The sequence below is a fragment of the Fictibacillus phosphorivorans genome, from assembly GCF_001619875.1.
Classification (GTDB): Bacteria; Bacillota; Bacilli; order Bacillales; family Fictibacillaceae; genus Fictibacillus; species Fictibacillus phosphorivorans_B.
The window spans coordinates 197,870-214,140 of the sequence record NZ_LRFC01000034.1; the positions used below are offsets into that span (position 1 = coordinate 197,870).

General features: G+C 38.8%; 22 protein-coding genes. 18 read left to right on the forward strand and 4 right to left on the reverse strand.

Annotation, left to right across the window (positions count from 1 at the left end):
- Positions 1–71: 71 nt before the first annotated feature.
- Entirely contained in the window at positions 72–815 is a 744-nt protein-coding gene (locus AWM68_RS14620; protein WP_197468182.1) for an AIM24 family protein, read from the forward strand.
- 861 nt (positions 816–1,676) lie between these two features.
- On the opposite strand, the gene AWM68_RS14625 is transcribed toward AWM68_RS14620, so the two are convergent.
- The gene (locus AWM68_RS14625) at positions 1,677–2,177 is read right to left on the reverse strand and encodes an Hsp20/alpha crystallin family protein (protein WP_066243248.1); all 501 of its coding nucleotides are present in this window, start codon (positions 2,175–2,177) and stop codon (positions 1,677–1,679) included.
- An 11-nt stretch (positions 2,178–2,188) separates the two neighbouring features.
- On the reverse strand, positions 2,189–2,407 hold the full coding sequence (locus AWM68_RS14630; protein WP_066243251.1) for a spore germination protein: 219 nt from the start codon (positions 2,405–2,407) through the stop codon (positions 2,189–2,191).
- 157 nt (positions 2,408–2,564) lie between these two features.
- Here AWM68_RS14630 and AWM68_RS14635 point away from each other — a divergent pair, with 157 nt between their 5' ends.
- The 7 genes from AWM68_RS14635 (at position 2,565) to abc-f (ending at position 6,573) form a co-directional block, all read left to right on the forward strand.
- Complete coding sequence (locus tag AWM68_RS14635) at positions 2,565–2,786, forward strand: spore germination protein (RefSeq protein WP_066243253.1); 222 nt, start codon at positions 2,565–2,567, stop codon at positions 2,784–2,786.
- Positions 2,787–2,841: 55 nt separating this feature from the next.
- A complete protein-coding gene (gene gerPC, locus AWM68_RS14640) occupies positions 2,842–3,468 on the forward strand; it encodes a spore germination protein GerPC (RefSeq protein WP_066243255.1) in 627 nt (208 codons plus the stop codon).
- Positions 3,443–3,613, forward strand: a complete 171-nt coding sequence (locus AWM68_RS14645; RefSeq protein ID WP_066243256.1) for a spore gernimation protein GerPD — start codon at positions 3,443–3,445, stop codon at positions 3,611–3,613. The genes gerPC and AWM68_RS14645 overlap by 26 nt, the downstream gene beginning before the upstream one ends.
- A 9-nt stretch (positions 3,614–3,622) precedes the next feature.
- Positions 3,623–4,018: a spore germination protein GerPE gene (locus tag AWM68_RS14650; RefSeq protein WP_066243259.1), complete on the forward strand. Its 396-nt coding sequence runs from the start codon at positions 3,623–3,625 to the stop codon at positions 4,016–4,018.
- Positions 4,015–4,215, forward strand: coding sequence for a spore germination protein GerPB (locus AWM68_RS14655; RefSeq protein WP_066243262.1), 201 nt, complete (start codon positions 4,015–4,017; stop codon positions 4,213–4,215). Before AWM68_RS14650 ends, AWM68_RS14655 begins: the two co-directional genes overlap by 4 nt.
- Positions 4,216–4,227: 12 nt before the next feature.
- The gene (locus tag AWM68_RS14660; protein WP_066243265.1) at positions 4,228–4,668 is read left to right on the forward strand and encodes an Hsp20/alpha crystallin family protein; all 441 of its coding nucleotides are present in this window, start codon (positions 4,228–4,230) and stop codon (positions 4,666–4,668) included.
- 267 nt (positions 4,669–4,935) lie between these two features.
- On the forward strand, positions 4,936–6,573 hold the full coding sequence (gene abc-f, locus AWM68_RS14665) for a ribosomal protection-like ABC-F family protein (protein WP_066243268.1): 1,638 nt from the start codon (positions 4,936–4,938) through the stop codon (positions 6,571–6,573).
- A 26-nt stretch (positions 6,574–6,599) separates the two neighbouring features.
- Here the strand turns inward: abc-f and AWM68_RS14670 are convergent, their stop codons facing one another.
- Positions 6,600–6,782 carry a hypothetical protein gene (locus AWM68_RS14670; RefSeq protein WP_066243271.1) on the reverse strand — a complete coding sequence of 61 codons (183 nt, stop codon included), beginning with the start codon at positions 6,780–6,782 and terminating at the stop codon, positions 6,600–6,602.
- Between the two features lie 129 nt (positions 6,783–6,911).
- Between AWM68_RS14670 and AWM68_RS14675 the strand changes: the two genes are divergently transcribed.
- The 3 genes from AWM68_RS14675 to AWM68_RS14680 all read left to right on the forward strand — a co-directional run bounded on the left by AWM68_RS14675 (position 6,912) and on the right by AWM68_RS14680 (position 8,334).
- Complete coding sequence (locus tag AWM68_RS14675) at positions 6,912–7,355, forward strand: DUF6376 family protein (RefSeq protein ID WP_066243275.1); 444 nt, start codon at positions 6,912–6,914, stop codon at positions 7,353–7,355.
- Positions 7,356–7,471: 116 nt separating this feature from the next.
- On the forward strand, positions 7,472–7,624 hold the full coding sequence (locus AWM68_RS21505) for a hypothetical protein (protein WP_156488420.1): 153 nt from the start codon (positions 7,472–7,474) through the stop codon (positions 7,622–7,624).
- 251 nt (positions 7,625–7,875) lie between these two features.
- Positions 7,876–8,334 carry a hypothetical protein gene (locus tag AWM68_RS14680; RefSeq protein WP_197468183.1) on the forward strand — a complete coding sequence of 153 codons (459 nt, stop codon included), beginning with the start codon at positions 7,876–7,878 and terminating at the stop codon, positions 8,332–8,334.
- 146 nt (positions 8,335–8,480) lie between these two features.
- Here AWM68_RS14680 and AWM68_RS14685 read toward each other — a convergent pair whose 3' ends face one another.
- Positions 8,481–9,212 carry a Bax inhibitor-1/YccA family protein gene (locus AWM68_RS14685; protein WP_066243281.1) on the reverse strand — a complete coding sequence of 244 codons (732 nt, stop codon included), beginning with the start codon at positions 9,210–9,212 and terminating at the stop codon, positions 8,481–8,483.
- A 255-nt stretch (positions 9,213–9,467) separates the two neighbouring features.
- Between AWM68_RS14685 and AWM68_RS14690 the strand changes: the two genes are divergently transcribed.
- The 7 genes from AWM68_RS14690 (at position 9,468) to AWM68_RS14720 (ending at position 16,163) form a co-directional block, all read left to right on the forward strand.
- Positions 9,468–10,319 (forward strand): hypothetical protein, encoded by an 852-nt coding sequence (locus AWM68_RS14690; RefSeq protein WP_066243284.1) that lies wholly within the window; start codon positions 9,468–9,470, stop codon positions 10,317–10,319.
- A 34-nt stretch (positions 10,320–10,353) separates the two neighbouring features.
- Positions 10,354–11,973: a hypothetical protein gene (locus AWM68_RS14695; RefSeq protein WP_066243287.1), complete on the forward strand. Its 1,620-nt coding sequence runs from the start codon at positions 10,354–10,356 to the stop codon at positions 11,971–11,973.
- A 251-nt stretch (positions 11,974–12,224) separates the two neighbouring features.
- The gene (locus tag AWM68_RS14705; protein ID WP_419865591.1) at positions 12,225–12,692 is read left to right on the forward strand and encodes a redoxin domain-containing protein; all 468 of its coding nucleotides are present in this window, start codon (positions 12,225–12,227) and stop codon (positions 12,690–12,692) included.
- 2 nt (positions 12,693–12,694) lie between these two features.
- Complete coding sequence (locus AWM68_RS21510) at positions 12,695–12,865, forward strand: hypothetical protein (protein WP_197468185.1); 171 nt, start codon at positions 12,695–12,697, stop codon at positions 12,863–12,865.
- Between the two features lie 127 nt (positions 12,866–12,992).
- Positions 12,993–14,048 (forward strand): SDR family NAD(P)-dependent oxidoreductase, encoded by a 1,056-nt coding sequence (locus AWM68_RS14710; protein ID WP_066243294.1) that lies wholly within the window; start codon positions 12,993–12,995, stop codon positions 14,046–14,048.
- Positions 14,049–14,400: 352 nt separating this feature from the next.
- On the forward strand, positions 14,401–15,462 hold the full coding sequence (gene rsgA / locus AWM68_RS14715; protein WP_231868437.1) for a ribosome small subunit-dependent GTPase A: 1,062 nt from the start codon (positions 14,401–14,403) through the stop codon (positions 15,460–15,462).
- Positions 15,463–15,761: 299 nt separating this feature from the next.
- A complete protein-coding gene (locus tag AWM68_RS14720; protein ID WP_419865592.1) occupies positions 15,762–16,163 on the forward strand; it encodes a secondary thiamine-phosphate synthase enzyme YjbQ in 402 nt (133 codons plus the stop codon).
- The last annotated feature ends 108 nt before the right edge of the window (positions 16,164–16,271 follow it).

The window sequence follows — 16,271 nt, forward strand, 5'->3', positions numbered from 1 at the left end:
ATGTGAATTATACCATGCTTTGTTTACGCAAAGTCACACTTTGGTATGCTAATAAGAGGAGGGTGATAATTGTGAATGAATCTCTTTTTACTGTAATAGAAAAAGAAGAAGGGCGTCGCGCAACATTTGAAGTCCTCGAATATAAACAATTACCCGTTACTAGTGCGGGTTCAAGTTCTTCGTATTATGCAAAAGAAACCGGAATAACGTTAAAGCAAGTCCGCATTACGTTACGACAGGGAGCTGTGCAGGCTGAAGCGGGGGCACTGCAGTTCATGAAAGGTGACCTTGGGTTGAAAAGCAATGCAGGCGGAGTAGGCGGATTTATGAAGAAGATGGCATCCAACATGTTAACAGAAGAATCCCTCTTTAAACCTTTATATGAAGGAACAGGTGAAATCTACCTTGAACCTTCTTACGGTCATTATCTATTACTGAATCTAAATGATGAAGAAGTTGTCGCAGATAGGGGAATGTTTTACGCAGCGGAGCCTTCTGTCCAATTAGGGGTGGCAAGGCAAAAACTTATTTCCTCTATAAAAGGGGACGAAGGGCTGTTTCAAACAAAGCTAAAAGGATCCGGCTTTTGTGTCCTTCAAAGTCCAGTACCATTGCAGCAAGTTATGAAAGTACAGCTTCATAACGAAAAACTCCAAGTGGATGGCAATTTTGCGCTTTTAAGAAAAGGGGATATCGATTTTTCTGTAAAACGAGCCTCCTCATCTATCATTGGCTCAGCTACTAGTGGAGAAGGATATCTTCATGTTTTTGAAGGAACAGGTGAGGTTTGGTTGGCGCCAACATTAGGAAAATAAAAAAAGATGAGCTCCTCTTTCGACTAATGGGTTCTCTTTGAGGAAGGAACAAGAAGACACGAGCCATCGCATAGAATTAAGATTATAAATCGCAACGGAAATTCGTTGCGTTTTTTTTTCGCTTTCTAGAGAATTTAATAAAAAATCCAGTTTTAAATTATCACCCAGATTACCACACGTTATAGAAAAAAATTAAATTGCTTCTTTTAAGTAAAAAACAGTATTTTGATCCGTATTTAGAAATGAATCTTACAGCAATTATTTAAAATATCGTATTTTAATCCACGAGATTAGATTGTTACTCAATATGTAGTCGTCAAAGTAAGGTGAAAGCTTAATAAATCTACGCTACCTGAGCGAAAACAGCTCTGTTGTGAGCGAAACGGAGCTCCGACTGAGCGAAAACCACATTCGATTGAGCGAAACGGAGCCCTGACTGAGCGAAAACCTAATTCGATTGAGCGAAAGTGTAATAAATAAAAGAACACGTACCGTAAAAAATGATGCTGTATCAATTTTCTGTAAGCGGGGTGCTTTAATTGAATTAAATAAGAATATAAGAAAAAGACCAGAAAAAACTCTGGTCTTTTTAATGTCAATTCCATATCCGATTATAGTGCTATCTTACCTGCTGAATGGTTTGTTGTGACTACATTTCTTCTCCAAATGAGGACAGTTTTCTTGAGACGGGAGCTACTCTTTTTTATTCAGTCCCGTTGCCGTTGTTAGTAGCGTTAGTATTGTTCGGTGTCATAGATTTGCCAGTAGTCGTATTCATGTTATTGGCCTCACTAGTATTTCCGTTTCCTGCATTGCTACTACCAGCAGCAACGCTAGGGTGAGCAGCTGCAGAAACCATTGCTACTCGCGCTGCCCCTTGCCTTTGCCACCTTTACCACTGTTTTCGTTCGTGACCTCAATCGGAACAGTTGGATTCACCACTTCCCCGCCATTTTTGTTGACGGCTATCGTAAGAATTCCATTTGTATATTGAGCCTTTACATCTTCATTTCGAAACATAAAAGGCAGCTGAACGAACCGCTCAGTGCGTTTCATGGCCTTTCTTTCTTGAAAATGTCCCGTTCGTTTATTTTTCATCGTTCGGATCTCTTCTCTTTGAGCTTTGATTTGAAGTCCTTGGTTGAGAACTTCAATCTGAATATCTTCGGGGTTATATTCTTTTAAATTTGCATACACCCGATAATCTTCTGTTGTTTCTTCTGTATCAACCTCAAAAGACATTTGTTCCGCATATTGCTCGAATTGGGACATTCCTTTATTTACGAACTGCTCAAAAGATTTTAGCCAGTCATCCATAGAACGGTTATTAAAAAAAGGCATCAATGGTCCTTTGTCAAACATCCGTATTCCCCCTACGCATTGCCGGCATTGTTCGAATCAAAAACATCAGGGTCCAGCGTATTTGTAGCACTGACCACATTTATTGTTTGTATAAAGTTCCCTGTATTTCCTCCGCCGGAACCGTTGTATCCTTTGCCTGACGTTTTTGGATTGATTACTAATGTATCACCGAAATTTACAACCCCTTCTGCTGCATTAATGTTAATAGGAGCAACAATTAAACAGGGCACTTCAGCACCCCCCTTATTTTTATTTACGAGTGTGACGTCGTCCTTTACAGATAAGTTATGTAGGTAGAAGCCTAAAGGTGAATGTTTAAGTGCAGGCACAGAAAGATGGGCGAATGCATACTATGTGGGGAGTACTTGAAAGTGGGGATGAACGTATATGCCAGCTATAGTCGGATCTATATCAGTAAACTCCATATCGAGCGGCAGTATCTTTCATGTAGGCGATGTCCAGACAATCTGCCCTGTTAGTTATGCAAAAACGTATGCTGGAGCGGGTTCTTTTAACACGGGTGATAATCTTCGTCTGCATAATGGCTACAATGTGACGTATACGCATGATCCTGATGTAAATGACAACAGTCCAACAGCAAATTTTTAAACGACTAGCAAATTCCTTAGGAAGAGGGCATACATCTTACTAAGGAGCTGATCGTATGAACGAAGAAAATAACTATTATTTAAGTAAGCTTCAGCAGATGATACAAGATCAGAATGACAAGATCAGAGAGATGGAGCTTCAAATAAAAAGACTGCAAAAACAAGTGAAAGAAATCTCTTCAAAACCTCAAACGGTAGAATACAAGTTTGATCAGTTAAAAGTCGAGAAGCTCGAAGGGACTCTTCATATTGGTCTTGGGCATTCTGCGGAAAGCAAAGACTTGATCGAACAATTCAATTTAGGCCAGAATACAGTTCAAATGCCAGGAGAAATGCAGCGAAGTTCGATCGAAAACCCAAACTACCGTGAGATGATACAAGTGATGGATGATTTTTTCGCAAAAGAAGCTCCAGTTTATTTAAAATCTCTTGAAAATAAAATCAATGTTCCATTAGATGAGAACTATCGAATTTTTATATTGGAGGATGTGCAGCGTCAGGTTCCTGGCCGCATTAAACACTACCTTACGAAATATGAACCGAAAGATGAAAAAGGCAGAAGAGATATTATTCAAAAAACAAAAGAAGACATCTATCGCGGAATCGAAACATTTATCGTCCATTTAAGAGATTCAAAGTCTAATGGAGGTGACAAGAATGAAATTTTGCGTAACCAACCATGAGTTGTATGTTGGGGAAATCAGCATTATTGGTGTGGGCTTATCTTCAGTAGTATTAATCGGAGACGTAGATTGCATCAGCCTTGGATCGGCTTTTGACACACCGCCTGAATCACTTGTTTTAGGAACATCACTTGTTCCCTTATAGAGGTGACTTATGTACAGAACATCAGTGGTTGACTGTGTAATCCTTAATTCTCTTTCATCTTCTTCTGTTTTTCAGACAGGAGATTCAGATAGAATCAATTGTTATTCTGCAGCTCTTGCCATACAAAGGGAAAGTACAAAGTTCGGTACTTTTAATGTTCCTTACAGTAAATACAAAATTTTCTCACAGCCTGTTTTAGTGCCCGTATGTCCCCCGTATAAGATCAAAGAATCGTATAATGCGAACCATTTCATTAGGGTGGGGAAAGTAGATATTCTAGGGGTATCTAGTTCCGCGCTTCTTCATATCGGTTCAGTCAATGATATAAAGCTTCAATCTCGTGTTAAACATATTCGTAACTTTTTGACCAATCCTTATCCGGAAAGTGAGGAGGAGGAAGAATGAATCTCTTTGTTAGTCAGACGATCGTCATTCAGCAAATTAGAGTCGATGGTATACAAAACTCATCTGTACTGCAAGTAGGGAGTGCAGGGGTTATTCAGCCGATTTCGCAACTATTTAACACTGGCGGTTTTACAGGTCCTGCCCCTCAGATTCCGGATCCAGATGCTCCTTCTGTTCCTTTAGGGCCGCCTTCATAAGAGGTGATTGAATTGGACACTTGGAAGCAAATGATGGACTGGAAGAGGATGGCTGAAGAATATTTCGGAGATCAGTTCTTTACGCCTAACCAAGGAACGAAAGCCGATATAAGAAATGAAAGCCCTCTTTGCAACATTTATGAAACACCTCAGGAAATATGCTGTGTATTCGCTCTTCCTGGATTGAATCGAACCGAAGATGTTGAGGTTATGGTCGATCCGTTCAAACTGACTGTACAAGGGAAATTGTCATTAACGATGGATTCTTACCGGCTAAATGCCGAGGAATTTCAGCTTGGAGAATTTCAGCGTGAGGTCACACTTCCTGTAAAAGTTCTGCAGGAACCTGTGCAGGCTTTTTATCGGAAAGGGCTATTATTTATTAGATTATTAAAAGACTCGCGGCCTGGAGCAAACCAGCGAAAGGTAAATCTGAACTGGGTGCAGGAATGATGCAAGGACGCTTGACTAATTTACAGGATATCGATTACAATTTAGAAAAATAACGGAAGGAACAGGTGTATACGTCCAATGCGCAATTAATCTTATTTTAGCCATTTACTTGAATAAAAAAGTAGAATGCTAGATAGGATTTCTCTGCCCATTTTTAGGACTTAACAACAGCCTGTTTTTTGTTGCGAAAAAACGTGTAATCACGTTTTTTAGTGATATCATTTCGGCTACGGGCAGACCTCTCTAGTAATAACGGGAGGTTTTTTTATGCTTTTATTAGAAGCAAACAGACTAGAAAAGTCATATAAAGGAAATTTAATCTTGAGACAAACAGAGCCATTGCAACTTTTTTCTGAAGATCGTATCGGCTTGGTCGGAATGAACGGAGCAGGAAAATCCACATTCTTGAAGCTGCTTACAGGAACAGAGGATGCAGATGCAGGAACTGTTCGTCATTACGGGTCATTTTCCGTCGTAAGCCAGTTTGATGACGTGGAGAAAGAGATAAACGCCAAAAGTGAAGGAGTTTGGGACCTGAAAGGTAAAACGTACGAAACGATGAGTGGCGGTGAAAAAACACGTACTCAGATCGCTGCTGCACTCGAACAAAATCCTGATATTTTAATCCTTGATGAACCTACTTCCCACTTAGATATTGAGGGAATGGATCAGCTTACAAAAGTTCTTACTCACTTTAAGGGAGCTGTATTGTTCGTTTCTCATGATAGAGTGTTTCTCGATATGGTGTGCACAAAGATCATCGAATTAGATCAGCAAACGTTCACAGCTTATACCGGCAATTACTCAGAATATCTCATCCAAAAGAAACAAAAAGATGAGCGCAAACAGTTTGAATATGAACAGTATAGGAAAGAAAAAACAAGGCTGGAGAATACGGCCAAAGAAAAAGCATCAAAAGCAAAAAGCATGAAAGGTAAACCAGCACGCATGTCATACAGTGAAGCGAAGTTAGGAAAGGGTAAGCTTCAGGGTGCAAAACGATCACTTGAAAAAAAGTCAAAGGTAATCGAAAAAAGAATAGAGATGCTTGATAAAAAAGAAAAACCAGTGGATTTGCAAAAAGTTGAATTTAATATACAGCGCTTTTCTGTTATTCATGGGAAACAAGCACTCTCCGTAAAGGAACTCTCAGTCGGGTTTGATCAGCGTCAGTTGTTTCGGAAACTTTCTTTTTCGATTAAACCAGGAATGAAGATTGTTTTAACCGGAAAGAATGGGACTGGAAAATCAACGCTGCTTCAAGAGATCTATAGAGGGAATGAAAAGATTATAAAATCTAAACAACTTAAAGTTGGTTATTTTCATCAGCATCTAGAGCTATTAAACCCTGCCAAAACGATTCTTGAGAACGTGATGGAGAACAGTTTATACGATGAGACATGGGTAAGGACCATACTGGCAAGAATGCTGTTTAAACGTGAGGATGTATTTAAAAAAGTTGAAGTGTTAAGTGGCGGAGAAAAAATGAAAACAGCATTAGCAAAGATTTTTCTGAGTGATTATAATTTGTTATTGCTGGATGAGCCAACGAACTATCTAGATCTTTTCACGAGAGAAGCGCTGGAAGATGTCTTGATGGCTTACCCAGGAACTTTTATTCTCGCTACTCATGACAGAAGGTTAATCGAAAAGACGGCAACACATATCTTGGAGTTGCAGCCTCCAAAAGCAATATGGTTCGAGGGGAATTATAACGAATTCAAATCATCGGGCGTAAAGCAGGAGAAGGATGAAACTGCTCAAGAAGAAGAGATCCTTAAACTGAAGCTCGAGATGACTGAGCTAATCAGCCAGCTTTCCATTTGTACGAATGAGAGTGAAAAAGTTAAGCTTGATCATCGATACGAAGAGGTTCTAAGTGAATTAAGGAAGCTGAAGTCATAAGAAAGAGCCGTTCCAAAGGAGCGGCTCTACTTATTTTTGTCTGCTTTTATTGGTGGATCTTCCTGATCGGTGATTCCTGAATCATAGCTGATCTGTCTTAAATCTTCTTCGTCGGCAACAGTACCTCCTGCCATTCCTTCGTTTATCATCCTGTCGATGTCTAAATAAAGATCTCTTTTACCTTCATATTCTTTATCTTTTTCAGTCACGTTTTTCCCAGCCTTTCTTTTATAGTTACATCTCTAGGTTGTCCTATTTTGAATCTTTCTTTCGGCCAATTCGTATTTAAGATAAGGTAAGATAAGATTCTTAATATCACAAAGAAAAGAGGAGATCCTATGAAAAGTATATTAATTGCTGTTTTATTATCGTTTAGTGTTTTAACAGGTTGTTCGGTGGTAGAAGACGTGACGAACGGTGTGAATTATGTACCAGCAGCAACTGAATATATCAATGATGTACAACAATTTTCAAAAGACATTCCTGGCTTAGCTGAAAAGGCAATCTCTGATCAAAATGCTCGTGTTGAACTTGAAAAAGCACTTCAAGATATAAATGCAGATATAAAAGATTTTAACGAATTGACACCGCCGTCCGTTTTTGAAGATATTCATAATCAGGTGTTGGATCATAATCAAACATTGCAAGATGGCATTGATCAATATCTTACTGCAGTAAAGAATGGAGAATTTAGCCCGGATTTCCTGAAGGAAAGTGGTTTGTTAGATGACATTGCAGTATACACTGATTTGTTAAACGATATTAAAAAGCTCGGGGAGTAATATCTATTCTCGGAAGATTACTCACTACAACCACTGATTTTTTAATTTTTCATGTTACATTCCGACTCATTTCGGGAATATGACAATGAGATAATTGGTGAGGGTGGGTAAATAGAATGGATGATTATCATATGAAGATTGAAGATTACATGCAGTTGTTAAAAAAGAGATACAAAAAAGGCAGGATTCAAGCGAAACAATATCGGAAACGATTAGAGCTCATACACCTATGGCACATACGGGGTGTTGTTAAAGTGCCAAAGGAATAGTTAACAAAAGACTCTTTTTTGACGATAAATGTATAAACACGACTCGTCTTGGCAGGTGCAGCATGTTTCCAATAAATACTACATTCGTAAGGCTTGAGCATACAAAATATGATTATATCTTTCATATTGCGTTTGCCGTTCTTCTCTGTTTATATAGCTTTTTGATTCTCTTTTCCAGCAAACTGCTGGGTTTTTTGTTTTTTTGTTATGGTTTATTCTTGTTAGGTTTCACCGTTTGGAAAGGAATAAGAATGATTTACTCGATACCAGGAGTATTGGTGGGCTTAACCGCATTATTTTTTAGCAGATTGTTGTGGATGGACGCATTTCAAATTCTGCCTAATTTCTTTTATGAGATCTTTCAAGTTGTATTCTTTCTCGGATTTGGTGTTGGAATCACATTATTGTACAACTTAGCCAGCAAATCGGCTCCATTTTCAAATATATATCAAAGACATGGGATTCATGGAATGTACTTTGCTACAGGTATTTTGCTTTTCCCTTATACGTGGATCTTTAGTTATGGAGCTCTCAAGCAGGGTAATTATAATAGTTTAGTATGGGCGGTACTTATCCTCATACTATGGGGTATCTTATATGCTTTGCAGCTGATTACCCCTCCTAAGAAAGGAATGGGGATCGCACTTTACGCTGTAAATATAGGCGTGGGGTGCTGGACGATCTATAGATGGATAATGATAGTAACGTAAAAAAAAGAGAAGCCGTGATCGGCTTCTCTTTTTTATTCTATAACTTGTTAGCACAGTGATTTTCGGCGTGGCAACAAGTTTAGGATAACAGCATAAGGACAACTAAGGCTGACGCGAAAATGACCAGGCGTCAGCCAAGTTTTTTTTTAACGGTTTCTTAATTTAGCAAGCAGATGCAAAATCTCAAAATACAGCCAGATCAATGTGACCATAAGCCCGAATGCTCCGTACCACTCCATATACTTAGGTGCACCTCGATCTGCTCCGTATTCAATAAAGTCAAAATCAAGCACAAGATTCAGTGCGGCGATCACGACGATGAATAAGCTGATTCCTATACCGATCGGCCCTGTACTGTGAAGATAAGGAACGCTCATTCCGAAAAAGCCTAATATAAAACTAGTTAAGTAAACAAGCATAATTCCCATTGTTGCAGAGAATACAATCAATCGAAAGTTATGGGTTACTTTAATGATTCTGAACATATAAGCAAGCAGCAAGGCAAACAGAGTCCCGAATGTTAATGCTACAGCTTGCAATGTGATTCCATTAAATTGCGACTCGAAGTTAGCTGAGATTCCTCCGACAGCAAGACCTTCCAACGCAGCATATACCGGGGCAAGCAAAGGGGCGGTTTTAGGAACGAAAGCAACGATTAAAGCTGTTACGAGTCCTCCAATCATACCGATAACAATATAATGGCCGACCGGGTTTCCTAAATGGTACTGATACCATGTAAATATCGCAGTTGCCATCAATACAACAAGTAAAATAAACGTCTTATAAACGGTTCCTGACAGTGTCATTCTTTTACTGTAAGACGTTCCTCTAAATTTATCAAAAGTTGAACCTTTCAATGCAGGATTCGCACTTCTCATATAAAAACCTCCTTACCTCTCTAAGAGAAATATACGATATCTTAACACGAAAGTTTCATATACTGCATGTAAAAAATTGTTAGCTCCAGAATGTTTGCTTTCTGATGATGTGCAAAAACATTTTTAAGACAAAATCCCTCTTGCTTTTAATTGAAATATTGGCTTGATTAGGAAGGATTGACTATTTTGGACAAAGACCGACAAATACTTCATGTACTGTATGTATTATATAGTTGAAAGAAGGGAGGTGAATTTATGCGAATACCAAACCTCATTATGCAGAGTTTGATCGCGGGTGCCGTCCTTTTTATACCTGCTGAAGTTTTTGCTGAGAAGGAACCTGCAGCGAAACAAAACCCAGCTGCTGAACAAAATAGTCAGCAAGCCGGCCAACAAGGAAAAGCAAAAGAACAATCGTCAGAACCAGCAACAAAACAACAAGAGAGAATGGCGAAAACACAGTCTTCGGAAGTTGTTAGAAAGAAAGCTGATGCGACTAGACCTGACTCTAAAGGTTCTGAGGTAAGTTCTGAAGTGAGAAAAGTGAAACCTAGTGCTGTTTCAAAGCAGAAAACGGTTCCGGATACTAAGAACGTACGCAGTGTAAAAAAACCAGTTCCTCAAAGACATATTGAAAAGAATGTTCCAATAAAACAGCCTCAAATAAAACAGGCTGAAACAACAAACGTTTTACATAGAAAATTACCTTTAACCCATGCTGAAATGCTTAAAGAAACAGTTACGGAACAAAGGGAGAAGGGCGTTTCTAAGAATAAGAAAGTGATACAGCAGAAAAACGCTGTGTCTAAACTTCCTCAGAAGCTGCCTTTTAAACCAAATCCAAAACCACAAGATTCTAAGGCAATTCCAGCGACATCAGGACAAGGATCTTCCCAATCATCCACAAACACGGATGGCGGGACAGGTGCAACTTCTTTAGCTAATGTAAAAGCTAATTTAGTTCTGCCTTTGATCTTTGCTGACAATGAAAAGGTTTCTGTGTATTTTAACAGAATGGACCTCTTAAGAAGTCAATGGGTGAACGCACCGCCATCGAAACCACCAGAAAAAAGCTCTTTAATTTTTCAAAAAGATTGTGTGATGTAAAACAACTATCTGAAAATTTAAGGAGCGAATTATAATGAAAAAAGTCAACCGTACATTTGTAAAATCTTTAGTATTTGCTGGAACATTAACTCTTGCAGCTGTTGTAGGAACAGGTGCTGCTGAAGCGGCTGGTCATAAATCTGAGAAAGCGATTGCTGCTCAAAACGCAAATGCATCTCAAGGAAATGTACAAGCTAAGGAAGAAAACCTTGCAAAACCAGCTAAGGTTACAGTAAAGGTTCAAAAGCCAGCTAAAGCTGAAAAGCCAGTTAAAACGGAAAAAACGGCTAAACCAGCTAAAGCTGAAAAGCCTGTGAAAGACAAGAGTCATTCTCAAGCAGCTGCACATGCAAGTGAAACTGCAAAGAAACATGCTGCTCCAAACTCAGCGGTTCATGCTGTACCAACAAAGACAGAAGAACCAGTTGTAACAGAACCTGTAACTGAAGAACCAGCAGAAGAAGTTGTAGTACCTGTTGAGGAAGAAGTAATTGAAATTGACATTCCTGAGACAGATACTGAAGATGGTAAAACAGAAGATACAGTGACTGAAGAAGAGGATGCTACTCGCAACGAAGATTCTGATGTTGACTCTGACGAAAAAGTTATCAAAGAAGATGATGAAGACGAAGACTCAGAAGATAAAGCGGTTCAAGAGGAAAATGAAGATAATCCAGTTAAAAAAGAAGATCAACCAGATGTAATTGCTGACGAGGATGCAGTTAAAGAAGATGACGATTCTGACGAAGACGATTCTGAAGATGTTGAAGAAGTAAAAGAAAACAAATCTCTTCAAAACAAAGTCAATTCTAATGCATTTGAGCGTTCAAGTGAAAACGCAAAATTGCATGCTGTACCAAACGCGGCTGTACATGCTGAAACAACAGAAGAAGCACCAGCAGCTGAAGAAACAACAACAGAAGAAGAAGTAACAGAAGAAGCATCGGCAACTGAAGAAACTACGACTGAGGAAGAAGTAACTGAGGAAGCTCCGGCAACTGAAGAGACTACAACAGAAGAAGTTGTTGAACAAGAAGTAAAAGAAAACAAATCTCTTCAAAACAAAATTAATTCTAATGCATTTGAGCGTTCAAGTGAAAACGCAAAATTGCATGCTGCACCAAACGCTGCTGTTCATGCTGAAACAACGACTGAAGAAGTAACCGAAGAAGCACCAGCAACTGAAGAGACTACGACTGAAGAAGAAGTAACGGAAGAAGCACCAGCAACTGAAGAGACTACTACTGAAGAAGAAGTAACGGAAGAAGCTCCGGCAACTGAAGAGACTACTACTGAAGAAGAAGTAACAGAGGGAGCTCCGGCAACTGAAGAAACTGCGACTGAGGAAGAAGTAACAGAGGAAGCTCCGGCAACTGAAGAAACTGCGACTGAGGAAGAAGTAACAGAGGAAGCTCCGGCAACTGAAGAAACAACAACTAAGGAAGAAGTTGCTGCACTTTTGAACAAGATTCGTTCATTAGCAGCTGAGCACGCTTCTGAGAATGCAAAGCTTCATGCAGCAATCAACGCAGCCATTTTAGCAGTTGAAGATGTGGTTGAAGAAAATGCACCGGAAGTGGTTGAAGTTCCAGCTACTGAAGAAGATACAACTGAAGAAACAGTTAACATTGTAGTAGAAACTGAAACAAAATAGTAAGAATGAAGTCAGGGATTCGCGGTCCCTGGCTTTTTTGTACTGTAGTTTTCTTTTATAAGTCTTGAAAAAATTTTATAAGTCTTTAAATTTTTTTATAAGTCCTCAAAAAAATTTATAAGTCTTGATGCTTATTTATAGGTCTTCAGCGTTTCATTCAGCTTTCTAGTCATCACAATTACTAAATATTCCAACGTTTTCTTTTATGTGATCAGGGAAGTATATTCTTATGATGCAAGGAGGTGGGTTTATTGTTAAAAAAGGGTGATCATGCACCAGAATTCACATTGCCATCCACATTGAAAAAAGATATTTCGTTATCTGACTTTAAAGGGAAGAAAAATGTACTTGTGGCCTTCTACCCTTTGGATTTCACTCCTGGGTGAATAAAGGAAATAACCTCTTGGAAAGAGGATTACCAACGTTTTAAAGATGCCAATACTGAAGTGCTTGCGATTAGTGTTGACCATATTTATTCTCATAATGTTTTTGCTGCAGCACTTGGAACCCTTCCGTACCCACTTTTAGCAGATTGGCATAAAAAAGTGACAAAACAGTTCGGTGTCTTAAACGAAGAAAATGGGACTGCCATACGTTCTTGTTTTGTTATTGACCAGAATGGAATTGTGCAATTCTGCAACTACACATTCGATGCCAATGAAACATTACAATATGAAGAAGTATTTAATGCTTGTGAAGCATGTGGAAAGGAAGAGTAGCTGTGGACAACAAAAGAAAGAATAAACCATATGAAGATCCAACTGCTCATGCAGAGCAGGAGATCAATGCCTATTTTTATGATGAAAATCAAGAAACAGATGGGCATCCTACTGATTACATGAATAGTGAGATGGCCGCTGTTAATATAGCGAAACCAGATGATGAAAAATAAGGCTGCTTATCGCAGCTTTATTTTTTTGCTATATCTTGCATATCTTATGAAACCGGCACCATCGTAGTGATGTTGTGTTATTCTATATAAGAAGTATGCTGATATAGGAATAGGAAGGAACGGCTTAATGAATATTTTTCTTACCGGAGCAACTGGTTTTTTAGGTGGTCGCTTAATTCAAAACTTAGCACGTGAAGGACATACTCTTTATGTGCTGGCGCGAAACTTACAAAAAGCTGAACAGCTTCTTTTGAAGACGGCTGAATGGAACAGCGATATTCATATTATTCAAGGGGATATTACACTCCCTCATTTAGGTATGACTCAAGAAACAGAACAAGATCTTGCGGGTAAAATCGATGTTTTTTATCACATGGCCGCTCTTGTGAAGTTTGATTTGGATCTTAAAGATGAACTTTTTGAAATAAATTATACGGGAACACACCATTCCCTTGATGCAGCAAAGAAAATGGGTGTTTCCCAATTCTATTATGTAAGCACAGCTTATACGCTTGGGAAGGACGAGTTTGCAAAAGAAGAGCTGCATGATATAGATAATCACTTTAACAACCCTTACGAAGAGAGTAAATGTAAAGCGGAACATCTCTGTATGGAATATAAGGATCACTTTCATGTAACAATCTTAAGACCGGCAATCATAATTGGTGATTCGGTGACAGGGGAAGCGGATTCTAAGTTCACATTGTACGGTCTGCTTAGAAGTCTTGAAGTATTTAAGAAGAGATTTCAGCGTAAAGGAATCGGTAATCGTGTTTTTCACTTGCTGTGTGAAGAAGATAGTACACAAAATCTTGTGCCGGTTGACTATGTAGCAGATGTTTTGTCGGGTGTGTTAAAAAAGGGCAGAGAAAGTAACATATACCACATTACAAATAGCAAAGCACCCCTGAGTGCTGATGTTTTTCAGATCATGAGGGACAAAGCGGGACTCGGGCTCTTTAAGCTTGCTCCTTACGATTATGAACCATTTTTAAACGAAGAGGAAAAGCTGTTAAACGGTGTTATTGATGTTTATAAAAATTATCTGAATCGCAACATTACATTTGATGACTCTAACACGCAGCAATTACTAAAAGAGATCGAAGCTAAACCATTAAATATGGATATAGCGATGATTAAGCGAATTATAACTGGGTATAAAGGAAATTCGGTTTCAAAATAAAAAATATGCATCTATTTACAATTTATGCATATACTGTTATAGTGGAGAAGTGAAGTAAGTAATTTTAATGAAACCCAAGGAGGGATGTATGATGAGACAACTTAATGGATTGACTTCAGAGAGTGTATTTCATGTACAGCCTATTGGGACAATGGAGAAACGCAAATAATTTTTTTGCGTATGTCATTCTTCGCTTAAATTTGTCATTCGAACCATGGGCTGTACTCCAGTGCCATGGTTTTTTATATGAAGAAGGGGTATTTGTGTACCCATCTTTTTGTAAAGAACCTAAGTAGATAGGTTCTTTTTCTTTTATAAAAAAATTGACAACATTTATTCGGAGGGTATCACATTGAATTTAAAATCACTAGGTTGGAATCAAACATTTGAAGAATCATTTAAAGCATACGAAAGTCATCATTTTATTCCAGGAAGAATTAGTATAGAACATAAAGGGCTTTATACCGTTCTTACCGAACACGGTGAAATGCTAGGAGAAATAACAGGGAAAATCCGTTTTAACGCTACAGGTAGACATGACTTTCCAGCGGTTGGAGACTGGGTTGCTGTTCAGGCTAATCCCCAAGAAGGAAAGGCATATGTTCATGGAATCCTGCCGCGCAAGAGCAAGTTTTCTCGAAAAGCAGCTGGGCTTACAACTGATGAACAGATTGTAGCGACTAACGTAGATACGGTCTTCTTAGTGAATGCACTGAACCAAGACTTTAATCTGCGCAGACTCGAACGTTATCTCTTGATGGCTTGGGAAAGCGGCGCAACCCCTGTTATCGTCCTAAGTAAAGCGGATCTATGTGAAGACATACAGAAATATTTAGATGAAGTAGAAACGATCGCTTTTGGTGTTCCTACTTTTGCGGTTAGTGCCGAAACAGGAACAGGTCTTGATGCTCTTTCTTCTTATATTACAGAAGGAGAAACCGTTGCCCTATTAGGTTCTTCAGGTGTTGGTAAATCAACGCTTGCAAACAAGCTATTTGGGTCAGAGGTATTAAAAACAAATGGGATTCGCGAAGAGGATGGCAAAGGAAAGCATACGACGACTCACCGAGAACTGCTCGTGCTCGAGAGCGGAGGTATTTTAATCGATACGCCTGGAATGAGAGAACTGCAGCTTTGGGAAGGCGAGAACAGCTTAAGTCACAGCTTTCAAGACGTTGAAGGATTTGCAGAACAATGCCGTTTCCGTGATTGTACTCATCAAAATGAACCAGGATGCAGAGTGCAAGAAGCGATCGAAAATGGCGAATTGAGCGAAGAGCGCTATACTAGTTTCGTGAAACTGCAACGCGAGTTAGCGTACTTTGCCCGTAAAGAAGATCAAAAGCTAGCACTCGCCGAACGTGCGAAGTGGAAAAAAATCGCTGGAGATCGTACGCGCGTTCACCGTAAATAGAGGATAATGATAAGGAATGGCCTTTTTTAGGGTCATTCTATTTTTTTTGCACTCATTATATGTCAATTGTCCGCTTGAAAAGAACAAAAATTGATTATGTGTATCTAAATCACACACTCAAAATTAATTTCACGTTATTTTGAATATATTCACGTTATTTTCGATAATTTCACGTTACATGAATTAATTTCACATTAAATGAAATATATTCACATTAGCAGATATAACCATTAGATTTAAGGTTATTAAAAGGATTTTCATACCTTGTTATCAAATAAGAAGATAGAGGAGGGATGGATTTGTCTCAAGTTTTTACGATCCAAACGCATAAAAGAGATGAAATGTATGAGATTACGAGTACACTAGAGGCCTATCTTGAAGAGCAGCGGGTGAGCGATGGAGTCATGTACATATACTGTCCGCATACTACAGCAGGAATTACGATTAATGAGAATGCAGATCCCGATGTAGTCCATGATATGCTCATGCGAATGGATGAAGTGTATCCGTGGGAGCATCCAAAGTATCGTCATGCAGAAGGAAACTCAGCTTCACACTTAAAGGCAAGTACAGTTGGTTCATCTCAAGTCGTATTTATCCAGAACGGCCATCTTCTCTTGGGGACGTGGCAAGGTGTTTATTTTTGTGAGTTCGACGGACCCCGTAAACGAAAGTATCATGTGAAAATACTAACAAATTAATATACTTAATTATCAAGATCCACTGAACAAATCAGTGGATCTTTTTTAACTTCCTACTTTAGTTCTAGAAAAAACAAACAACAAAGAAATTTGTTGAATAATAGGGAA

Coding starts and splice junctions, on each gene's coding strand:
- AWM68_RS14625 (WP_066243248.1), bottom strand. CDS start 2,177: ATGTTTGACAAAGGACCATTGATGCCTTTTTTTAATAACCGTTCTATG.
- AWM68_RS14635 (WP_066243253.1), top strand. CDS start 2,565: ATGCCAGCTATAGTCGGATCTATATCAGTAAACTCCATATCGAGCGGC.
- gerPC (WP_066243255.1), top strand. CDS start 2,842: ATGAACGAAGAAAATAACTATTATTTAAGTAAGCTTCAGCAGATGATA.
- AWM68_RS14645 (WP_066243256.1), top strand. CDS start 3,443: ATGAAATTTTGCGTAACCAACCATGAGTTGTATGTTGGGGAAATCAGC.
- AWM68_RS14650 (WP_066243259.1), top strand. CDS start 3,623: ATGTACAGAACATCAGTGGTTGACTGTGTAATCCTTAATTCTCTTTCA.
- AWM68_RS14655 (WP_066243262.1), top strand. CDS start 4,015: ATGAATCTCTTTGTTAGTCAGACGATCGTCATTCAGCAAATTAGAGTC.
- abc-f (WP_066243268.1), top strand. CDS start 4,936: ATGCTTTTATTAGAAGCAAACAGACTAGAAAAGTCATATAAAGGAAAT.
- AWM68_RS14675 (WP_066243275.1), top strand. CDS start 6,912: ATGAAAAGTATATTAATTGCTGTTTTATTATCGTTTAGTGTTTTAACA.
- AWM68_RS21505 (WP_156488420.1), top strand. CDS start 7,472: ATGGATGATTATCATATGAAGATTGAAGATTACATGCAGTTGTTAAAA.
- AWM68_RS14680 (WP_197468183.1), top strand. CDS start 7,876: ATGATTTACTCGATACCAGGAGTATTGGTGGGCTTAACCGCATTATTT.
- AWM68_RS14685 (WP_066243281.1), bottom strand. CDS start 9,212: ATGAGAAGTGCGAATCCTGCATTGAAAGGTTCAACTTTTGATAAATTT.
- AWM68_RS14690 (WP_066243284.1), top strand. CDS start 9,468: ATGCGAATACCAAACCTCATTATGCAGAGTTTGATCGCGGGTGCCGTC.
- AWM68_RS14695 (WP_066243287.1), top strand. CDS start 10,354: ATGAAAAAAGTCAACCGTACATTTGTAAAATCTTTAGTATTTGCTGGA.
- AWM68_RS14710 (WP_066243294.1), top strand. CDS start 12,993: ATGAATATTTTTCTTACCGGAGCAACTGGTTTTTTAGGTGGTCGCTTA.